The organism is Bradyrhizobium sp. MOS001, assembly GCF_004634465.1.
Classification (GTDB): Bacteria; Pseudomonadota; Alphaproteobacteria; order Rhizobiales; family Xanthobacteraceae; genus Bradyrhizobium; species Bradyrhizobium barranii.
The window spans coordinates 65,280-86,165 of record NZ_SPVJ01000036.1; the positions used below are offsets into that span (position 1 = coordinate 65,280).

The 20,886-nt window shown below is 65.3% G+C and carries 19 protein-coding genes; 8 read left to right on the forward strand and 11 right to left on the reverse strand.

Annotated elements, in window-relative coordinates:
- A complete protein-coding gene (locus CT676_RS31610; protein WP_135216075.1) occupies positions 1 to 522 on the forward strand; it encodes a hypothetical protein in 522 nt (173 codons plus the stop codon).
- A 28-nt stretch (positions 523 to 550) separates the two neighbouring features.
- Here CT676_RS31610 and CT676_RS31615 read toward each other — a convergent pair whose 3' ends face one another.
- The 8 genes from CT676_RS31615 to CT676_RS31650 are packed head-to-tail and all read right to left on the reverse strand — an operon-like array spanning position 551 to position 8,914.
- The gene (locus CT676_RS31615) at positions 551 to 1,270 is read right to left on the reverse strand and encodes an ABC transporter ATP-binding protein (protein ID WP_135216076.1); all 720 of its coding nucleotides are present in this window, start codon (positions 1,268 to 1,270) and stop codon (positions 551 to 553) included.
- A complete protein-coding gene (locus CT676_RS31620) occupies positions 1,263 to 2,018 on the reverse strand; it encodes an ABC transporter ATP-binding protein (RefSeq protein WP_135216077.1) in 756 nt (251 codons plus the stop codon). The genes CT676_RS31615 and CT676_RS31620 overlap by 8 nt, the downstream gene beginning before the upstream one ends.
- Entirely contained in the window at positions 2,015 to 3,013 is a 999-nt protein-coding gene (locus tag CT676_RS31625) for a branched-chain amino acid ABC transporter permease (protein WP_135216078.1), read from the reverse strand. Before CT676_RS31625 ends, CT676_RS31620 begins: the two co-directional genes overlap by 4 nt.
- Positions 3,010 to 3,885 (reverse strand): branched-chain amino acid ABC transporter permease, encoded by an 876-nt coding sequence (locus CT676_RS31630; protein WP_028152185.1) that lies wholly within the window; start codon positions 3,883 to 3,885, stop codon positions 3,010 to 3,012. The genes CT676_RS31625 and CT676_RS31630 overlap by 4 nt, the downstream gene beginning before the upstream one ends.
- 10 nt (positions 3,886 to 3,895) lie before the next feature.
- The gene (locus CT676_RS31635; RefSeq protein WP_135216079.1) at positions 3,896 to 5,137 is read right to left on the reverse strand and encodes an ABC transporter substrate-binding protein; all 1,242 of its coding nucleotides are present in this window, start codon (positions 5,135 to 5,137) and stop codon (positions 3,896 to 3,898) included.
- A gap of 23 nt (positions 5,138 to 5,160) precedes the next feature.
- Complete coding sequence (locus tag CT676_RS31640; RefSeq protein ID WP_135216080.1) at positions 5,161 to 7,536, reverse strand: xanthine dehydrogenase family protein molybdopterin-binding subunit; 2,376 nt, start codon at positions 7,534 to 7,536, stop codon at positions 5,161 to 5,163.
- Positions 7,533 to 8,057, reverse strand: coding sequence for a (2Fe-2S)-binding protein (locus CT676_RS31645; RefSeq protein ID WP_135216081.1), 525 nt, complete (start codon positions 8,055 to 8,057; stop codon positions 7,533 to 7,535). Before CT676_RS31645 ends, CT676_RS31640 begins: the two co-directional genes overlap by 4 nt.
- Positions 8,054 to 8,914, reverse strand: a complete 861-nt coding sequence (locus tag CT676_RS31650) for a xanthine dehydrogenase family protein subunit M (RefSeq protein ID WP_135216082.1) — start codon at positions 8,912 to 8,914, stop codon at positions 8,054 to 8,056. Before CT676_RS31650 ends, CT676_RS31645 begins: the two co-directional genes overlap by 4 nt.
- Before the next feature lie 257 nt (positions 8,915 to 9,171).
- Here CT676_RS31650 and CT676_RS31655 point away from each other — a divergent pair, with 257 nt between their 5' ends.
- Positions 9,172 to 9,792, forward strand: coding sequence for a TetR/AcrR family transcriptional regulator (locus CT676_RS31655; protein ID WP_167768217.1), 621 nt, complete (start codon positions 9,172 to 9,174; stop codon positions 9,790 to 9,792).
- Here CT676_RS31655 and hutU read toward each other — a convergent pair whose 3' ends face one another.
- Genes hutU through hutI form a run of 3 tightly spaced genes read right to left on the reverse strand, consistent with a single transcriptional unit; the run spans position 9,793 to position 14,247 of the window.
- Positions 9,793 to 11,463 (reverse strand): urocanate hydratase, encoded by a 1,671-nt coding sequence (gene hutU / locus CT676_RS31660; RefSeq protein WP_135216084.1) that lies wholly within the window; start codon positions 11,461 to 11,463, stop codon positions 9,793 to 9,795.
- 13 nt (positions 11,464 to 11,476) lie between these two features.
- Positions 11,477 to 13,036: a histidine ammonia-lyase gene (gene hutH / locus CT676_RS31665; protein ID WP_135216085.1), complete on the reverse strand. Its 1,560-nt coding sequence runs from the start codon at positions 13,034 to 13,036 to the stop codon at positions 11,477 to 11,479.
- On the reverse strand, positions 13,033 to 14,247 hold the full coding sequence (gene hutI / locus CT676_RS31670) for an imidazolonepropionase (RefSeq protein ID WP_135216086.1): 1,215 nt from the start codon (positions 14,245 to 14,247) through the stop codon (positions 13,033 to 13,035). The genes hutH and hutI overlap by 4 nt, the downstream gene beginning before the upstream one ends.
- An 82-nt stretch (positions 14,248 to 14,329) precedes the next feature.
- Between hutI and CT676_RS31675 the strand changes: the two genes are divergently transcribed.
- From CT676_RS31675 to CT676_RS31700, 6 genes are all read left to right on the forward strand, one after another.
- Entirely contained in the window at positions 14,330 to 15,688 is a 1,359-nt protein-coding gene (locus CT676_RS31675) for a formimidoylglutamate deiminase (protein ID WP_135216087.1), read from the forward strand.
- A complete protein-coding gene (hutC, locus tag CT676_RS31680) occupies positions 15,685 to 16,413 on the forward strand; it encodes a histidine utilization repressor (RefSeq protein WP_014493578.1) in 729 nt (242 codons plus the stop codon). Before CT676_RS31675 ends, hutC begins: the two co-directional genes overlap by 4 nt.
- 105 nt (positions 16,414 to 16,518) lie before the next feature.
- Complete coding sequence (locus tag CT676_RS31685; protein WP_135216088.1) at positions 16,519 to 17,463, forward strand: ABC transporter substrate-binding protein; 945 nt, start codon at positions 16,519 to 16,521, stop codon at positions 17,461 to 17,463.
- Positions 17,464 to 17,534: 71 nt separating this feature from the next.
- Positions 17,535 to 18,308 carry an ABC transporter permease gene (locus CT676_RS31690; RefSeq protein ID WP_028156759.1) on the forward strand — a complete coding sequence of 258 codons (774 nt, stop codon included), beginning with the start codon at positions 17,535 to 17,537 and terminating at the stop codon, positions 18,306 to 18,308.
- The gene (locus tag CT676_RS31695; protein ID WP_063981932.1) at positions 18,305 to 19,090 is read left to right on the forward strand and encodes an ABC transporter ATP-binding protein; all 786 of its coding nucleotides are present in this window, start codon (positions 18,305 to 18,307) and stop codon (positions 19,088 to 19,090) included. Before CT676_RS31690 ends, CT676_RS31695 begins: the two co-directional genes overlap by 4 nt.
- Complete coding sequence (locus tag CT676_RS31700; protein WP_063981931.1) at positions 19,083 to 20,315, forward strand: Zn-dependent hydrolase; 1,233 nt, start codon at positions 19,083 to 19,085, stop codon at positions 20,313 to 20,315. The genes CT676_RS31695 and CT676_RS31700 overlap by 8 nt, the downstream gene beginning before the upstream one ends.
- Positions 20,316 to 20,886 lie beyond the last annotated feature (571 nt).

Consider the following 20,886-nt stretch of genomic DNA (forward strand, 5'->3'; position numbering starts at 1 on the left):
ATGCGCACCTTCATCGTTGGAGACGAGACGAAACTCAAGGCTGTCAGCGAGAAGCTGCTGCATGCCAATCTGAGCCAGGTTCGCAGCGAGGCTGCGCTGAAAGCCTTGCAGGAGGCCAATCCGCATGCCGATCTGAACAGACTCGCGCGCGGCACCGTGCTGTTCGTGCCGGATACGCCGGGCTTCAAGGTCAGCACCACAAGCTCCGCCACCGAGGGTCCGCTCGCAGCCTTGCACGAACTCCTGGATGAGGCGCTCGGCCTCGCGCTCGAGGAGACCGCAGCCGGCAGCAACGCGCGGCTCGCGGATCAGGAGCAGACCGTCAAGGCCTTCGACGACGGCGCGGTGAAGAAAGCGATCGGCGACCCCAATGTGGGCGGCCAGATCCGCGAAAGCGTCAATGCCGTCAGGAAAGGCTTCGAGGCCGATCGCGAGCTTGCAGCGCGCTCGGAAAAGAACATCACCGAGGTCGGCAAGGCCGCGATCGCAAAGCTCAACGAGCTCGGCAAGCTGCTTGGATGACCTGCTGGCGTGCGGCCCTCCGGAGCCGTCATACCGCGCAGTAGCGCTCCTGGATGTCCTTGTCCGCCAGCAGCGCCGCGGCGCTGCTTTGATGCACGACCTCGCCCTGGTCGATGATCACCGCGCGGTCGGCGAGCCGCAGGGCCCATTCGACGTTCTGCTCGACCAGCAGCAGTGTCTTGCCCTCGTCGCGCAGGCGGCGGAACAGCACGCCCATCTCCTCGACCAGGACGGGCATGATGCCTTCCGAGGGCTCGTCGAGCAGGATCATCTTGGGCCTTGCGATCAGCGCGCGGGCGATCGCGAGCATCTGTTGCTCGCCGCCCGAAAGCGTGACACCGTCCTGATCGAGGCGTTCCTTCAGGCGCGGAAAGGTTTCGGCGATCTCGTCGATCGCGGCGCGCTCCTCGATCTCGCTTCCGGCCGCGACCAGGCCGAGGCGGAGATTTTCGCGCACGGAGAGCCCGGGAACGATGCGGCGTTCCTCGGGCACATAGGCCAAACCGAGATGGAAGCGCTGATGAGCGCGGAGCGGCAGCAGCTCCCTGCCCGCAAAGCGCACGCGGCCGGTCGCCTTCGGCATCAGACCCATCATCGCCCGCAGCGTCGTGGTCTTGCCGGCGCCGTTGCGGCCGACGAGAGCGACCACCTCGCCCTCCTTCACGTGCAGGGAAATGCCATGCAGGATATGGCTTGCGCCATACCATGCGTGGAGATCATCGATTTCGAGCAGCGCGGTCTCAGCCATAGCCTTCACTCTGTCCGAGGTAAACCCGTCGGACTTCCGGGTTGCTCCTGATCTCGTCGGGCGCGCCGTCCGCCAGCAGACGGCCGTGATGCAGCACCACGACACGCTTGGACAGGCCGAGCACCATCTTCATCTTGTGCTCGACCAGCAGCACCGTGCGCTTCTCCGCGAGCCGTTCGAGCAGCGCGACCATGTCCTTGGTCTCTTCCGGCCCCATGCCGGCGGTGGGCTCGTCGAGCAGGAGCAGCTCGGGCTCGGAGACCAGCGCTATCGCGATCTCCAGCGCACGCTGCTGGCCATGCGAGAGGAATTTTGCCAATTCAGCGCGTTTGCCGAGCAGTCCGACCGCCTCAAGCGCCGCATCGGCGCGCGCGTTCAGCTCCGTCAGCCGGGCGCGGTTGCGCCAGATGTCGTAGCTCACGGTCAGCGCCTGGGCTGCCACGCGCACATTCTCGTGCACGGACAAGTCCGGAAAGATGTTCGTGATCTGGTAGGAGCGCGAGATGCCCTGATGCACGAAGCGGTGCTGCGGCAGGCCGTTCAGCTCGCGTCCCCTGAAGTGCAGCGTGCCCGACGTCGGGGCCAGCGCGCCGGAGAGGATGTTGAAGAAGGTGCTCTTGCCAGCGCCGTTCGGTCCGATGATCGAGGTCAGCTGTCCTGCCGCAAAGGACACGGTAATGTCTTCGAGCGCGACGAAGCCGCCAAAACGCTTGCCGACCCCCTCGACGCGAAGCAGTTCGCCGCTCATGGCCGCGCCTTTCCGATGCCGAGCGTGTCGAGCAGCGTTCCCCAGATCCCCTTGGGCAGGAACAGCACGAACAGCACGAAGATCGCGCCGACGAAAATCTGCCAATGCGGCGTCCAAAGTGAGATGACATCCTCCAGGATCAGGAAGCTCGCAGCCCCGACGAAGGGCCCGAAGAAGCTGCGCGCGCCGCCGAGCAGCACCATCATCACGATCATGCCCGATGTCTGGTAGTGCAAAAGGTCGAGCGGTACGATCGACAGGTGCAGCGCCAGCATGCAGCCGCCAAGCGAGGAGATCGCGCCCGACAGCATGAACACGATCAGCTTGCTGCGCTCGACGTCATAGCCGCACGCCCGCGCCCGCTGCTCGTTTTCGCGGATGGCCTCGATGACGGCGCCGAACGGCGAGTTCAGGATCCGCGACTGGAACCACATCGCGAGCGCCGCGAAGGCCATCAGAACGTAGTATTTGTTGACGGGGTCGAGGAAATTGACGGGGAAGCCGAACAGGCTGATGCGGTCGACGGTGAAGCCGCGCAGGCCGTTCTCGCCGCCCGTGAAGGACGAGGCCTGCAGCGCGACGTAATAGACGAGCTGGGCCAGCGCCAGCGTCACCATGGAGAAATAGATGCCGCGGGTGCGCGTCGAGACGATGCCAATTGCGGCGGCAAGGCCGGTGCTCAGGAGGACGGCGATCGGCACCGCGGCGAACCAGGGCACGCCATAGCGGCCAATCGCAATGCCGGTGAAGTAGGCGCCCGCGCCGAAGAACGCCGCCTGCCCGAACGACAGCAGCCCGGTGTAGCCGAACAGCAGATTGTAGCCCATCACCACGACGCCGTAGATCAGGACGTTGACGGCCAGCGCCTGCGACGGCAGCAGCCAGGGCAGCACGGCCAGCACCGCAATCGACAGCAGCACGCGCTGCTTGAGAAGCCAACTAAGCCCGCTGGACGAGGGCTTGGCGACCGCTCCGCCGCTCGATGGTGACGTCACGCGGTCCTCCCTCTCACGCCGAACAGGCCTTGCGGGCGGATCAGCAGCACAATCGCCATCAGCGCGAACATGACGATGGTCGCCATTTCAGGGGCGAACAGCGCCACCAGGCTGATGGAGATGCCGACCATGAGGCCGGCGACGACCGCGCCGACGATCGAGCCGAGCCCGCCGATCACGGTCACGACGAAGGCCTCCGCCAGTACCAGCGAGCCCATCTCCGGATTGACGCTGCGCATGGGCCCCGCGAGCACACCGCCCAGCGCGGCAAGTCCGACGCCAAGGCCAAAAATCGCGAGCCAGACCCGGCCGATATCGACGCCGAGCACCTGCATGATGGTGGGATCGCGGGCGCCCGCGCGCACAATGAGGCCGATGCGGGTCTTCTCCAGCGTCAGCCAGAGCACCAGCAGCACCACCGCCACCAGTGCGATGACGAACAGGCGGTAGCGCGGGAAGAAGCCGATGCCGAGATCGAGCACGCCGACGAGCTGCGGCGGGGTCGGAAACGGAATGCCGTCGCTGCCGAACACGATGCGCACGCCCTCGACCAGGATGTAGCTGAGGCCGAAGGTGAGCAGCAGCGGATCGTCGATCGAGCGTCCATAGAGCCTGCGGATCAGGACGAGCTCGATCAGCATGCCGAACGCGCCGATCAAAATGGGAGCGAGCAGCAATCCCCACCAGAAGCTTCCGGTGAGCGATGCCAGATACAGCCCCGCATAGGCCCCGATCATGAACAGCGCGCCATGGGCGAAATTGACCACCCCGAGCATGCCGAATACGATCGTCAGTCCAAGCGCAGTGATCACCAGGACCGCCCCAAGGGCGATCCCGGAAAGAAGCTGCATGATGATCAGCGACAGGTCCATCTGCTATGGCTTAGGTCGCGTGGCCGAGCTCGCTGCAGCTGCGCAGCATATCGTCGGAACCCGAATCGTTGGCGAGAATCGCAAACAAATCGTTGTCGTTCGCCATCGCGGACTTCTTCTTGGACTCCAGCACCAGCACCGACTGCACCGACTGGTGGTCGCATTTGCGGTAGTGCTGCGGGCCCTTGGTCAGGTCGTATTGCAACTTCTCGAGGGCATCGATGACCTTGTCGGCGTCGGTGCCTCCGGCGACCTGCATGGCTGCCAGCAGCGAACCGACGCCGGAATAGCCGTAGGCGCCGTAATCGGTCGGGATCGCACCGCCATTGGCAGCTTTGAACGCCGCGTTGAAAGCGGCCGCCGATTTGCTCTGCGACTCCAGGCCCCAATAATAGTTGGCCCCGCCGACCACGCCCTCAAACACGTCGGGGCCGACAGCGAGGCGCTGGTTGTGCAGGATGACGGGTACGACGATCTTCATCTGCTGCTTGACACCGAAATCCACCGCCTGCTTGATCGCGTTTGCCTGGTCCCGGCCGAAATTGGAGATGCAGAGCACGTCCGGCCGCATCGACATCAGGCGCGGCATGAAGGTGGAATAGTCGGCCGCTCCGAATGGGTGCAGGATCTCGCCGACATTGTCCGCGCCGATCGCTGCCTGCGCGCGCTTGAAGCCGCGCAGCATCTCATGGCCATACGCATAGTCGGCCACGAGATGGGCGACCATCATGCCCTTCTTCAGGGTCTGCCGCGCCACCGCAGCGGTCGTCATGTGCGGGTTCAGCGCCTCGTGGAATGTATACTTACTGAAATCCTTGGCCTCGTTGATCGTGTCGGACTGGCTGATCGACACGTAGATCACGCCGCGGGCGCGGGTGACCTCGTTGACGGCGAGCTGCACCGCGCTGGAAAGCGCGCCCACCACGGCGTGGACCTTGTCCTTCTCGATCAGCTCCAGCGTCCGGGTCGCGGCCTCGCCGGCATTGAGCTTGTCGTCACGCACCAAGAGCTCGACCTTGCGGCCGCCGATGCCGCCCTTGTCGTTGACGAGCTTGACGGCAAGCTCGGCGCATTTGACCTGATCGCGCGCCTCAGCGGCGAACGGACCGGTCAGCGGCGTCGGGAAGCCGATGCGAATCGTCTCGTCCGCGGCGCGGCCGAGCCGCGGCATGGCGAGCAGGGCGGCGCCGGCGGAGAGGCCAGCGAGCGCGGTGCGGCGGGATATTGTCGAGGTCGAACCGGATTTGGGCATGATTTCCTCCAACTGACTTTTTTTTAGAAGCGTTTCAGGGCTTTCAGGACTTTTATGGGCGTGATCGGGATCGAATTGATCGTCGCGCCGAACGGCGCGAGCGCGTCGTTGACGGCGTTGAGAACGCAGGCGGATGCCGCCGCCGTGCCGGCCTCGCCAACTCCCTTGGCTCCGAGCACGGTGTCGGCGGTCGGCGTCTCGACATGGCCGATGACGATGTCTGGCATCTCCATCGGCATCGGAACGAGGTAGTCGGCGAGCGAGCCGTTCATGAGCTGACCAGTCTCGCTGTAGCGGCATTCCTCGAACAGCGCCGCACCCAGCCCCTGCACGATGCCGCCGCGAAGCTGCTCGTCCACCAGCATCGGATTGATGACGCGGCCGCAATCCTCGACGATGAAGTGCTTCAGCACTTTGACGAAGCCGGTCTCGACATCGACCTCCAGCGAACAGCCCTGGATGCCGTTGGTGAAGGCGAACGGATAGCCCTGCGGAGCAAAGTGATGACTGACGGTGAGCTGCGCCTGTGTGCCGGGCGGCAAGGTGTCGGAGCGGAAATAGGCGATCCGCGCGATCTCGGAGATAGGCAACCGCTTGTTCCGGGTCACGGCGTCGACGACCTCGCCATCGATGATGTCGAGTGCCGAGGGCTGCTCCTGAAGAATGAGCGCGGCAATCTCCAGAATATTGCGCTTGAGCACGCGCGTGGCCTGCAGCGCGGTCTCGCCGCCGATGCCGGCGCCACGGCAGGCCCAGGTGGCGCCGCCATGCGGCGTCACCTCGGTATCTCCTGTGATGACCTTGACGTGTTCCTGCGCAAGGCCGAGCTGATCGGCCGCGATCTGGCTAATGATCGCCTCGGTGCCCTGCCCCTGCTCGGTGACCGAGATCAGGCAGCGGACCTCGCCCGACGGCGTCAGGCTGAGGATCGCGCCGTCCTGCGACGAGATGCGCGCGCCGCCGACGCCGTAGAAGGCCGGGCTGGGATTGGTGATCTCGACGAAGGCCGCAATGCCGATGCCGCGATAGACGCCGCGCTTGCGCAAGTCGGCCTGCTCGGCGCGCAACCCCTCATAACCCATCATCTCGTGCAGGCGCTTCAGGCAGGCCTGATGCGACAGCGCCTCGAAGCGATAGCCGGTCGGCGAGGTCTGCGGATAGGCATCGTCAGCGATGACGTTCTGCGCGCGGATGGCGAAGGGATCGAGGCCAACCTTGGCCGCCGCCATGTCCACCAGCCGCTCGGTGACGGCACAGGCGATGGGATGACCGACGGCGCGATACTGGCTAGTCTGCACCTTGTTCTGGAAGATCACCTCCAGTGTGGCGCGATAGTTCTTGAAGCGATAGGGCGCGCCGATCAGGCGGATCACCTGGTTGCCCTCGACCACGCTGGTGCGCGGATAGGTCGAGAACGCCCCGATCGCGGTCAGGTCCAGCACGTCCATCGCCAGGATCTCGCCGTTGGGATCGAGCGCCATGCGGGCCCGGACGCGATGATCGCGGGCGTGGATGTCGGAGACGAAGGACTCGATGCGGTCGGCGACGTATTTGACGGGACGGCCGAGCAGGATCGACAGGCCGACCACCGCCATGTCCTCGTGATAGACATGCAGCTTCATCCCGAAGGAGCCGCCGATGTCGGTCGCGATGACGCGGACGCGGGCCTCGGGGATGCCGTAGTGGCGCGAATAGAGATCCTGGAACTGGTAAGGCGTCTGCGTCGCGTGATGCACGGTGAGTGCGCCGGCGGCGGGATCGTAGTCCGCAACGATGGCGCGCGGCTCCAGCGTCACCGCGGTGTGGCGGCCGAAGGAGAACTCTTCTTCCACCACATGCGCGGCATGCGCAAAGGCGTCGTCAACGGCGCCATTGTCGAGATGGGCCCGGAAACAGGTGTTATTGACACTGCCGGGATTGATCAGCGGGCCACCAGCCTCTCGTGCACTGTCGATATCGACGACGACAGGGAGGTCCTCGTAATCGATCTCGATCAGCTCCAGCGCATCTTCCGCAATCGCGCGGCTCTCGGCGACGACGGCCACCACGGCCTGCCCGGCCCAGACCACGCGGTCGAGCGGCAATGGCAATTGCGGAGCCGACGCCATGCCCTTGAAGTGGTCGAGCGTGCCGGTCCAGGGCGTGCAGATCTTTGCGAGGTCCTCGCCGGTGGCAACGAGATGCACCCCTTCGAGCGCGCGGGCCTCGTCGGTGTTGATGGCGACGATCTTCGCATGCGCATGCGGACTGCGCAGGAAGGCGGCGTGGAGCATGCGCGGCAGGCGAAGGTCGCTGACATAGCGACCGCGGCCGGCGAGCAGCCGCTTGGCGTTCGGGCGCGGCACGGAGCGGCCGATATAGGAATTCGGGCGGTCGAGCGAGGTCAGCGGCGCGCTCATGTCGCGCCTCCATTTTCATTGCGCGCTTTCGCCACCGCGTCGATGGCGTCCACGATCGCCTCATAGCCGGTGCAGCGGCAGTAATTGCCCGACAGCGCATCGCGAATTTCGTCGCGGCTGGGCAGCGCGATCTGCGAGAGCAACTCGTGCGCATTGACCAGCATGCCCGGCGTGCAGAAGCCGCATTGCAGCGCGTTGCGGCGATGGAATTCGGCCTGGAGATCGGCGATCACGCCGCTCTCGGTAAGACCTTCGATGGTATTGATCTTGGCGCCATCGGCCTGCACTGCAAAGATCAGGCAGGAGTGCACAGCGCGGCCGTCGAGCTGCACCAGGCAGGCGCCGCAGGCCCCCATCTCGCAGCCCGCATGCGTGCCGGTCAGTTCGAGCGCGTTGCGCAGGCAATCGACCAGCGTCTCGCGCGGCGCCACCTCGCAGGCGACCTTGCGGCCATTGACGACGAAGCGGACCTGCACGGTCTCGTCGGGGTCGTCCAAAATGGTTTCGTCAAAACCGCTCATGCGCCCTCACCCAGACGTCCGAGCAGGCGGCCGAGCAGCACGCGGGCGAGATGCAGCCGCATCGCCGGCGGCACCTCGTCGCTGTCGGGCGGCGCGAGATCGCTTTCGAGCGCCGCTTGTGCGGCGGCGATACGTTCGGGATCCAGGTTCGAGCCGATCAGGGTTGCCTCAGCGCCCTTCACCCGCGTCGGTGTATTGCCGACCGAGAAGAAGGAAATGCGGATGTCGTCGATGCGTTCGGCTGTGAAAGTCGCAAGCATGCCGCACCCGACCAGAGCATAGTCCCCGCGCCGGCGCGCCAGCTCGTCGAACGCAAAACGCTGATCGGCCTTGAACAACGGAACGTAGATCGCGGTGATCAGCTCACCGGGCCGCAATGCGGTCTCGAACAGTTCGACGAAGAAGTCGTCGGCTTTCACACGCCGGCTGCCGGAAGGGCCGGCGATCTCGATCTCGGCATCGAGCGCCAGGGTCATCGCCGGGAATTCGGAGGCAGGATCGGCGAGCGCGACGCTGCCGCCAATGGTGCCGCGGTTACGGATCGCGGGATGGGCGACAAAAGGCGCAGCAGCATGCAGCAGCGGCGCGAATTCGGCGATCAGCGGCTCGCTCAGCATCTCGCAATGGCGCGTCAGCGCGCCGATGCGCAAGTAACCGCCTTCGCGCCTGACGCCGCGCAGCTCTTCGATGTGGGTGATGTCGATCAGCAACCGTGGCGCTTGCAGCCGCAGCGACAACGCCGGCACGAGGCTCTGGCCCCCGGCAATGAAGCGCGCGTCATCGCCGGCGCGGGCATGAGCATCCAGCGCCTGGTCGATCGTCGCAGCACGAAAATAGCTGAAAGCCCTCGCCTTCACCGCCGTTTCCTCGAGATCCGTCGGCTCATCAGCCGGGATGCCAGATTTGTAACCATCTGGTCTCAAAATCCTGACACGCCCTCAAAGACCGGTCAACAGGAAATGACCATTTGGTCACAAATGCACCTTTAGGCTAAGAAGGCAGCCGGAGATTGCTAAACAGCGACGAAATGGCCCGAAAAGCGCAGAAGCCAGCGAAACGACCGGTCCGGAAGCGGACGGACACAGGCAGCAAGTCCGCGCCAAAGCGCCGCAACATGCGTGCGGCCGACCGCGAGCGTGCGATCGTGGACGAGGCGATCCGCTTCTTCGCCGAGCATGGCTTCGAGGGCCAGACCCGCGAACTCGCCAAACGCATGGGCATCACGCATTCGGCGATCTATCGCCACTTCCCGAGCAAGGAGGCGCTGATCGAGCGGGTCTACCAGGAGGTCTATCTCAGCCGCTGGTCGCCCGACTGGGGGGCGATGATCCGCGACCGCTCGCTGTCGCTGGAGGCGCGGCTGACGCGCTTCTACCTCGATTATGTCGAGCGCGTGTTCGAGTACAATTGGGTGCGGATCTTCGTCTTCTCCGGCATGAAGTCGTTCGGCATCACCGGCCGTTATCTCGACATTGTCCGCCGCGAGATCATCGAGCCCGCGGCGGCCGAGCTGCGCCACGATCTGAAGCTGCCCGACGCGAAATCCCATCCGCTCAGCGAACGCGAGACCGAGCTGTTCTGGGGCCTGCACGGCCGCATCTTCTATCTCGCCATCCGCAAGTTCATCTACGAGACGCCGATCCCGCCCGATCTCGACGCGATCGTCCGCGACGCCGTCCAGACTTTCATGGACGGCGCGAAGATGACAATGCCGAAGCTGCTGGTGAGCGGCTAGTTACTTCGCAAGGCTTGGCAGATCGAGGCCCTTGTCGCGGGCGCAGTCAATCGCGGTCTCATAGCCCGCGTCTGCATGGCGCATCACGCCGCTGGCGGGATCGTTCCAGAGCACGCGCTCGATCCGCTTGGCCGCTTCCGGCGTGCCGTCGGCGACGATCACCATGCCGGCATGCTGCGAATAGCCGATGCCGACGCCGCCGCCATGGTGCAGCGAGACCCAGGTCGCGCCGCTGGCGCAATTGAGCAGCGCGTTGAGCAAAGGCCAGTCGGACACCGCATCCGATCCGTCCTTCATCGCCTCGGTCTCGCGGTTGGGGCTCGCCACCGAGCCGCTGTCGAGATGATCGCGGCCGATCACAATCGGCGCCTTCAATTCGCCACGTGCCACCATCTCGTTGAAGGCTAGGCCCAGGCGATCTCGATCGCCGAGGCCGACCCAGCAGATCCGCGCCGGCAGGCCCTGGAACTTGATGCGCTCCTTGGCCATGTCGAGCCAGTTGTGCAGATGCTTGTCGTCAGGCATCAGCTCCTTGACCTTGGCGTCGGTCTTGAAGATGTCCTCGGGATCGCCCGACAGCGCAGCCCAGCGGAACGGCCCGACGCCGCGGCAGAAAAGAGGGCGGATATAGGCGGGCACGAAGCCCGGGAAATCGAAGGCGTTCTTCAGGCCCATGTCCTGTGCCATCTGGCGGATGTTGTTGCCGTAGTCGAGCGTCGGAATGCCCTGCGCATGGAAATCCAGCATGGCCTGGACGTGCTCGACCATCGACGTCTTCGACGCACGCTCCACCGCCTTCGGATCGGCGGCGCGCTTGGTTTCCCAATCGGCGAGCGTCCAGCCCTTTGGCAAGTAGCCGTTGATCGGATCATGCGCGCTGGTCTGGTCGGTGACGATGTCGGGCTTGACGCCGCGGCGCACCAGCTCGGGGAAAATCTCCGCGGCATTGCCGAGCATACCGACCGATATTGCCTTCCTGGTCCTCGCCGCCTCTTCCATGATCGCCAGCGCCTCGTCGAGCGTCGCGGCCTGCCGATCGAGATAGCCGGTGCGCAATCGCATCTCGATGCGGCTCGGCTGGCATTCGACCGCGAGCATCGAGGCGCCCGCCATGGTCGCGGCCAGCGGTTGCGCGCCGCCCATGCCGCCGAGGCCGGCGGTGAGAATCCATCTTCCCGCGAGGCTGCCGCCATAGTGGCGCCGGCCGACCTCGACGAAGGTCTCGTAGGTGCCCTGCACGATGCCCTGGCTGCCGATATAGATCCAGGAGCCTGCGGTCATCTGGCCGTACATCATCAGGCCCTTGCGATCGAGCTCGTTGAAATGATCGAGCGTCGCCCAATGCGGCACGATGTTGGAGTTCGCAATCAGGACGCGCGGGGCATCGGCATGGGTACGGAAGACGCCGACCGGCTTGCCGGACTGGACCAGCAGCGTCTCGTCATTCTCGAGCTTGCGCAAGGCCGCCGTGATGCGGTCAAAGCTCTCCCAGTCGCGCGCGGCGCGGCCAATGCCGCCATAGACGACGAGCTCGCTCGGACGCTCCGCGACATCAGGATCGAGATTGTTCATCAGCATGCGCAGCGGCGCTTCCGTCAGCCAGCTCTTGGCGCTGATGTCGCTGCCGCGGGGGGCGCGGATGGTGCGGTCATTGTCCAGTCGGCGGTTCATGCGGAGCACCTCTTTAGTCAAGTCTCGGGAACGGATCGGTTGGAAGCGCCGCGATCGCCACGGCCGGTAGCACATCGGCTTCGATCAGCGCAGCCGCCCTGGCGAGATCGCCGGCCATGTAGCGGTCGGCGCCGAGCGCGGGCACATGCTCGCGAAGCGCAGCGATGACGGCAACGAGTGGGGCGCTGGTCGCATGCGGCGCGCGCAGCGTGATGCCTTGTGCGGCGACCAGGAGCTCGATGCCGAGGATGGCGGCGAGATTGTCGGCCATATCCGAGAGGCGACGCGCGGCGTGCGCGGCCATCGAAACATGGTCTTCCTGGTTGGCGCTGGTCGGTGTCGAGTCGATCGAGCAGGCAGCCGCACGCTGCTTGTTCTCGGCGTAGAGTGCGGCAGCCGTGACCTCGGCGATCATGAAGCCGGAATTGATGCCGGGGTCCGGCGTCAGGAACGGCGGCAGACCGAAATTGAGCGCGGGATCGACCAGCGTCGCGATACGCCGCTCGCTGATCGCACCGATTTCCGACAGCCCCAGCGCGATCGTATCGGCGGCAAAGGCGACCGGCTCGGCGTGGAAATTGCCGCCGGAGACGATCTCGCCGGTCTCGACCAGGACGAGCGGATTGTCGGTGACGGCATTGGCTTCGACGATCAGCGTGCGCGCGGCCTGCGTGATCAGGTCGAGCGCAGCGCCCGCGACCTGCGGCTGGCACCGCAGGCAATAGGGATCCTGCACGCGCTCGTCACCCTCGAGATGCGACAATCTGATATCGCTGCCGTCGAGCAACGCGGTCAACGTCGCGGCGGCAGCGATCTGTCCGGCGTGACCGCGCAACGCCTGAATCTCGAGGCGGAACGGCGCCGTCGAGGCCATTGCGGCATCGACTGACAGCGCGCCGGTGACAAGCGCGGCGCGAGCCAGGCGAAACGCGCGCAGCACGCCGGAGATAGCGTAGGCGGTCGAGAACTGCGTGCCGTTGATCAGCGCGAGTCCCTCCTTGGGACCCAGCGTCAGCGGCGCGAGACCGGCGACGGCGAGTGCCTCACGGCCGGAGACAGTCTTGCCATCGACGATCGCCTGCCCCTCGCCGATCATCACCGCCGTCATGTGTGCGAGCGGCGCAAGATCGCCGGAGGCGCCGACCGAGCCTTGCTGCGGCACCAGCGGATAGACGTCCTGCGCCAGCATGGCCTGCAACTGCTCGATCACCTCGCGACGCACGCCGGAGGCACCGCGGCCGAGCGAGACGATCTTCAGCGCCATCATCAACCGTACGATCGGCTCCGGCGTGGCCGGGCCGACGCCGCAGCAATGCGAGACGATGAGATTGCGCTGGAGCAGCGCGGTCTGGTCGGGCGGAATGCGCTTCGAGGCCAGTTTTCCAAAACCGGTATTGATGCCGTAGACCGGCGCGGCGGCGTGTGCTGCCTTTGCGACGATCTCCGCCGCCGCCTCGACGCGCGGCCAGAATGACGGGTCGAGTACGACGGATTGTCCCTTGAGCACGCGCGCGAGATCGTCGAGGCTGACCGTTCCCGGCTTGACGACGATCGCTGCGCCCTGTTCCGTCACTGTCCCCTCCACACCCGGCGATGCAGCGGATTGAAGCCGATGCGGTAGACGAGCTCGGCGGGCCGCTCGATGTCCCAGATCGCGAGATCGCACCACTTCCCTGCTTCCAGCGTGCCGGTCTCATTGAGCACGCCGAGCGCACGCGCGCCTTCACGGGTGACACCAGCGAGGCATTCGGCCACCGTCATCCGGAACAGCGTCGCGCCCATGTTCATCGTGAGCAGCAGCGATGTCAGCGGCGAGCTGCCGGGATTGCAGTCGGTCGCGAGCGCCATGTGGACGCCGTGCCTGCGGAACGCTTCGATCGGCGGTTTCTGCGTCTCGCGGATGAAATAGAAGGCGCCGGGCAGCAGCACGGCGACAGTTCCGGCCTTCGCCATTGCGGCGGCGCCGGCCTCGTCGGTGTGCTCGAGATGATCGGCGGAGAGCGCCGAGAATTTTGCGGCAAGTGCTGCGCCGCCGAGGTTCGACAGCTGGTCGGCATGGAGCTTGACCGGCAGCCCAAGCCCCCTCGCCGTCTCGAACACCCGCGCGGTCTGCTCGGCCGAGAACGCGATACCTTCCATGAAGGCATCGACGGCATCGGCAAGACCGGCCTTTGCGACCGCCGGCAGCATCTCATGACACACGAGATCGATATAGCGATCCTTGTCACCGCCGGCCTCCACGGGCAGCGCATGCGCCCCGAGCAAGGATGTGCGGATCGCAACCGGCCGCTGACGGCCGAGGATGCGCGCCGCTGAGAGCTGTCGCATCTCGGTATCGATATCGAGGCCGTAACCGGACTTGATCTCGATGGTGGTGACGCCCTCGCCGATCAGCGCATCGAGCCGCGGCATCGCGCTCGCAACGAGCTCGGCCTCGCTCGCCTTGCGTGTCGCGGCGACTGTCGAGACAATGCCGCCGCCGGCGCGCGCGATTTCCTCGTAGCTTGCGCCTTTCAGGCGCAGCTCGAATTCATGCGCGCGGTTGCCGCCGTAGACGAGATGGGTATGGCAGTCGACGAGGCCGGGCGTGATCCAACGCCCCTCGCAATCGATCCGCTTGATCGCGTCGGCGTCAACAGGAAAATCCGCCGCTGCACCCGCATAGACGATATGGCCGCCGCGCGCGGCGATCACGCCATGCTCGATCTCGCCGAGATCGGGACGGTCGGCCCGCATCGTGGCGAGCCGGGCGTTGTGCCAGATCCGGTCGAAGCGCTCTGCCATGCAATGGTCCCTTCGTGGGATGCTTGACTTATATGTCTAGACATATAATCGTGGGGCGGTTCTGTCCAGCCGGCGTGTAATCATGACCCGACTGCATTTCGCCTCCGCGCTCCTGCCTTCGGGCTGGGCCAATGACGTGCAGATGGTGATCACCGCCGGCGCGATCGCCGAGGTGACGCCGGGCGTAGCGCCGGCCGCCGGCGACGAGCGTCATGGAATTGCGCTTCCGGGGTTGGCGAGCCTGCACAGCCACGCATTCCAGCGCGGCATGGCGGGGCTGGCCGAACTGCGCGGCGATAGCACCGATACGTTCTGGACCTGGCGCGACACGATGTATCGTTTTGCGCTGGCGATGACGCCGCACGACGTCGCCGCCGTTGCGACGCTGCTGTATGTCGAGATGCTCGAACAGGGCTTTACCCGCGTCGGCGAATTCCACTACCTCCACCACAATCGCGACGGCTCTCCTTATGCCGACCTCGCGGAGATGGCTGCCCGCATTGCACAGGCCGCCGAAGCTTCCGGCATTGCGCTGACGCTGCTGCCGAGTTTTTATGCGCACGGCTCCTTCGGTGGCGCCGCACCGCATGCCGGACAACGCCGCTTCATCTGCTCGGTCGATCAGTTCGCCGCGCTGATGGCAGCGTCACGCAAGGCGATCAGCAGATTGCCGGGCGCCAATATCGGCATCGCACCGCACAGCCTGCGCGCGGTGACGCCGGACGAACTCGCGGCGATCATTCCGCTCGCGGATGGCGGGCCGGTGCATATCCATGCCGCCGAACAGGTGAAGGAAGTCGAGGATTGCCTCGCCTGGTCGGGACGACGGCCGGTGCAATGGCTGCTGGAGCACGCGCCGGTCGATCAACGCTGGTGTCTCATCCACGCGACCCACACGACGGATGCGGAAGTGACCGCATTCGCCAGGACTGACGCGGTGGCGGGTCTCTGCCCCATCACCGAGGCCAGTCTCGGCGACGGCATCTTTCCGGCGCGCGAATTCGTCGATGCCGGCGGTGCGTTCGGTGTGGGCACCGACTCCAACGTGCTGGTCGGCGCAGCCGACGAACTGCGCCAGCTCGAATATGGCCAGCGTCTGAAGCATCGCGAGCGCAACGTGCTCTCCGGCGGTGCAGGCCGCTCGACGGGACGTACGCTGTTCGATCATGCGCTCGCGGGCGGTGCGCGCGCGCTGGCACAAGCGACGGTTGGCCTCGGGCCCGGCGCACGCGCCGACATCGTCACGCTCGACACCGCACATCCATCGCTCGCGGGACGTTTGCGCGACGCCGCCATCGACGGTTGGATTTTTGCCGGAGGGACCGGCGCGATCGATTGCGTCTGGGCCGGCGGCCACAAGGTCGTCGAAGGCGGACGACACAGACTGCGACAGACCGCGCGCGAACGCTTCAACGCGGCAGTGCGGAGGCTCGTCGCATGAGCCTGGCCACCGATGCCGCCGACCAGCCGACGCTCTACAAGCGCATCCGCGCCGATATCGAGAAGCGCATCCTGACCGGCGAGTGGCCGCCCGGGCATCGTATCCCGTTCGAGCACGAATTGGTCGCACGTTACGGCTGCTCGCGCATGACGGTGAACAAGGCGCTGTCGGAGCTCGCGCAAGCAGATCTGATCGAACGGCGGCGGCGCGCCGGCTCCTTCGTACGCCGGCCACAGCATCTGTCCGCGGTGCTGAAAATCGCAGACATTCGCGCCGAGATCACCGCGCTTGGCCGCGGCTACGGCTACGAGCTGATCGGGCGCAAGCTGCGCGCGGCGACCGCCGCCGACCGCGAGCGTCTTGGCGTCAAGAAGGCCGGAAAAGTGGTTGCGATCACCTGCCGGCACAGCGCCGACAAGGTGCCGTTTGCCGTCGAGGACCGACTGATCGATCTGTCCTCCGTACCGGATGCAGCGACCGCGGATTTCTCGCGCGAGCCGCCCGGCTCGTGGCTGCTTCATCATGTCCCATGGACGGAAGCCGAGCATACGATCAGCGCCATCGTTGCGGACGATCGCACGGCGGAGGCGCTCGACATCGCCGTCGGCGCGCCTTGCCTCGTGATCGACCGCTATACCTGGCGCAGCGCGCGCACCATCACCGCAGTGCGCCTGCTCTATCCCGGTGACTCTCACCGCCTTGTCGCCCGATTCAAGGGAGGCTGAGAGAACGATGTCGGCACAAATCGTGCAACGCTTCGGGCAACGGTCCATCAGGACCGAATGATCAACAGGGACGTCAATCCATCGATCGGCAAGAGGACGACAATCATGCGTAGTTCGACAATTTTTGCGACAATCATTGCCCTCGCGGCCACCACTCCCGTGCTCGCCGACGACGTCAAGGTCGGCATTGGCATCTCCGGATGGACCGGCTTCGCGCCGCTCACGCTGGCGAAGGAGGCTGGGATCTTCAAGAAAAATGGTCTTGACGTGACGATCAAGAAGATCCCGCAGAAGGACCGCCACCTCGCGATCGCCTCCGGCGACGTCCAGTGCGCGGCCACGACCGTCGAGACCTGGATCTCGTGGAACGCCAATGGCGTTGCGACCAAGCAGATCTTCCAGCTCGACAAGAGCTACGGCGCCGACGGCATGGCCGTGCGCAACGATCTCGCATCGATCAAGGACCTCAAGGGCAAGACCGTCGCGGCTTCCGCGCCCGGCACCTCGCCCTATTTCGCGCTGGCCTGGATGCTGAAGAAGAACGGGCTCTCGGTGAAGGACGTCACCGTCGTGAACCTCGAGCCGGCTGCGGCCGCGCAGGCCTTCGTCGCCGGCCAGAACGACGCCGCAATGACCTACGAGCCGTATCTGTCGACGGTTCGGGCCGCGCCCGACAAGGGCAAGATCATCGCGACCACGCTCGACTATCCGATGGTCATGGACACCTTTGGCTGCACGCCGAAGTTCCTCACCGAGAACCCGAAGGCTGCCAAGGCGCTCGCCGACAGCTATTTCGAGGCGCTCGACATGATCGCCAAGGACCAGGCCAAGGCCTATGAGATCATGGGTGCCGACGTGAAGCAGACCGGCGAGGCGTTCGGCAATTCGGCAAAATATCTGCGCTGGCAGGACAAGGCCGCGAACCAGAAGTTCTTTGCCGGCGATTTCCTGACCTTCAACAAGGACGCCGCCGACCTCCTGCTCGAGATCGGCATCATCAAGGCCGCGCCGAAGGTCGAGGACCTCTTCGACGCGAGCTACATCAAGTAAACCCTTGAGGAGCTGCCGGCCCCGTCTCGCGGCGGGGCCGGAAACTCGTTCACCGCCCGGATAGATCGTTGATGCGTCCCCTGGATCCCGTGACATCGAAGCAGCGCGTGGCTTACGGCCTCGCGTTCTTCGTGCTGTTCGTCGCCCTCTGGTCGTGGGCAACGCTCGGCGGCCATGTGTCGAAGACCTTTCTCGCCAACCCGCTGACCATGATGCAGGAAGGCTATGACCTGCTCGCCAAGCAAGGCTTCCTGTTCGACATCGGCATGACGATCTGGCGCGTCGTCGGCGGCTTCGCGCTCGCTGCGATCATCGCGGTTCCGCTCGGCGTGCTGATGGGCGCCTACAAGCCGGTTGAAGCGTTCCTCGAACCGTTCGTCTCCTTTGCTCGCTATTTGCCTGCCTCGGCCTTTATCCCGCTGTTGATCCTGTGGGCCGGCATCGGCGAATTGCAAAAGCTGCTCGTCATCTTCATCGGCTCGGTGTTCCAGATCATCCTGATGATCGCCGTAACCGTGGGCACCACGCGGCGCGATCTGGTCGAGGCGGCCTATACGCTGGGGGCCAGCGACCGCGGCATCATCCGGCGCGTGCTGCTGCCCTCCTCCGCGCCCGAGATCGCGGAAATCCTGCGGCTGGTGCTGGGCTGGGCCTGGACCTACGTCATCGTCGCCGAGCTGATCGGTTCGTCCTCGGGCATCGGCCACATGATCACCGACAGCCAGGCGCTGCTCAACACCGGCCAGATCATCTTCGGCATCATCGTGATCGGACTGATCGGTCTCCTCTCGGACTTCATGTTCAAGGCGTTCAACGCCTGGCTGTTTCCGTGGAGGCTCGCATGACCACGCTGAAGATCGAACAGGTCTCCCGAACCTTCCCCGCGCGCCACGGCAATGCGCCGACCAGGGCGCTGGAGCCGACTGACCTCACGATCGGCAACAACGACTTCGTCACCATCCTCGGCCCCTCCGGCTGCGGCAAGTCCACGCTGCTTCGCATCGTCGCCGGTCTCGACCGGCCGACCAGCGGGCGCGTCACGCTCGACGGGCGCGAGGTGACCGGCCCCGGCGCCGATCGCGGCATGGTGTTCCAGTCCTACACGCTGTTTCCCTGGCTGAGCGTGCGCGAGAACATCGCCTTCGGCCTGCGCGAGCGCGGCGTGCCCGAGGCGGAGCGCAACAAGATCGCCGATGCCTTCATCCGCCAGGTCGGGCTGTCCGGCTTCGAGAACCACTGGCCGAAGCAGCTCTCCGGCGGCATGCAGCAGCGCACCGCGATCGCCCGCGCGCTCGCCAACGATCCAAAGATCCTGCTGCTCGACGAGCCCTTCGGCGCGCTCGACAACCAGACCCGCGCCTTGATGCAGGAAATGCTGCTCGGGATCTGGGAGCGCGACCAGAAGACCGTGCTGTTCGTCACCCACGACATCGAGGAAGCCATCTTCCTCGGCAGCCGCGTCATCGTGATGAGCGCGCGCCCCGGCCGCATCAAGGCCGAGATCAATGTGGACCTGCCGCATCCGCGCTCCTACAAGATCAAGACCACGCCCGAATTCGTCCAGCTGAAGGAACGGCTGGTCGAGGAGATCCGCACCGAGGCGCTGAAGGTTGCCGAACATGCCTGACACCAAGCCGCGTGCCGATGGGCAACGCGTTCTCGCCGATCTCAATGCGCTCCGTGCCATCGGCGTCTACAAGACCGGCGTGCACAAGCCGACCTTCTCCGAGCCGCACAAGAAGTCGCTCGACTGGCTGGTGCAGAAGCTGCCCGACGCCGGCCTTACCGCCGCGATCGACGGCATCGGCAATGTGTTCGGCAGCAGCGCGAAGCAGGGGCCGAAGCTGCTGGCGGGCTCGCACCTGGAGAGCCAGAACTACGCCGGCTGGCTCGATGGCCCTCTCGGCGTCGTCTATGCGCTCGAAGCGGCCCGCGTGCTCAATGCCGACCCGTCCGTGAAGGGTGCGGTCGAAGTTGCCGCCTGGTGCGACGAGGAAGGACACTTTGGGCATTTCCTCGGCTCCCGCTCCTATGTCGGACAGGTGACCGAGGCCGACATCGATGCCGCCCGCGACCGCACCAGCGGCCGCACCATGCGCGACGCACTCGCCGACATGGGGCTCTCGGGCCGCGCACGCGTCGCTGCCGAGCCGGGACGCCACGTCGGATATCTGGAGGCGCATATCGAGCAGGGCGACACGCTCGAAAGCGGCAAGCTTTCGATCGGCGTGGTGACCTCCATCGTCGGCATCTGGCAGTACCAGATCAATTTCGTCGGCGAGCAGAACCATGCCGGCACCACCCGCATGGCGGCGCGGAAAGACGCCGGCCTCGCGCTGGCCAAGTTCTGCGTCGCGATCGACGAGCGGTTCCCGGGCGCCTGTGGCCCGCGCACGGTCTGGACCACCGGCCGCATGACGCTCGATCCCGGCGCGCCGAGCATCATTCCGGGCAAGGCCGAATTGCTGTTCCAGATCCGCGACGACGATCCGGCTGTGATCTCGCGGCTGGAGCAATTGCTGCGGACCATGGCTGACGAGGCCAGCGCGAAGGGCCCTTGCGCCGTCACCGTGGAGAAGCTGCGCACCGGTGCTCCCGCCATGATGAATCCCGGCATTCAGGACGCAATCGAGGCCGCGAGCAAGGCCCTGGCCGGTGGACGGTCCGTCCGCATGCCCAGCGGCGCCGGCCACGACGCGCAGTTGCTTGCGACCGTCATGCCCGCAGGCATGCTGTTCGTGCCGTCGATCGGCGGCATCAGCCACCACTGGACCGAGAACACCGCCGACGCCGACATCGTCACGGGCGCGCAGGTCTTCGTCGACGCCTGCCGGCGGCTCCTCGGTGGTTAGAACGACGTGCCGCCGCATCTGAACTCCTGGACGATGTCGTACTTGCCCTTCGTGATCGGCACGGCATAGCCGAAGCGCAGCGTTCAACCACACCCGCCTCTGGAATGCTGGGGTCGTCCGCCTTCGCGGGCGATGACAGCGCGTGTTGCAGACACACCTTCGCGCTCTCGCGGCGCATCTCGCCCGAGCTTTGCTTCGTCGTTCCACCCTCGAAGCCAAGAGGGCGCAGGGAAGGCCGGGTGCTGACCTCGCACCCGCGGTCCGCTGCGCGAAAGGTAGCGCAAGGAAACCGCACAGCAGCATACAGGTGGTGCCAATCACTCGGCCTTCCCTGCGCAGGGAAGAATTAATGAGCAAAAAATGTAGCTAAATCAATTCCATGTGGTTGTTGTGTTTACATTTGTGTCGCGATCCGGTGACGGTTCGGCCGCGAAAATATATATGAATGCCTATGAACCCCTGTGGATGGCGGTGAAGGCTGGCGGCGGTCTCCCACCAGTGCACTGAGTGATTTTGCGCGTCTCGGGCAATCAGGGTTATGCACGCCAGAGGGCTTTTGGTTCCGCTAAGT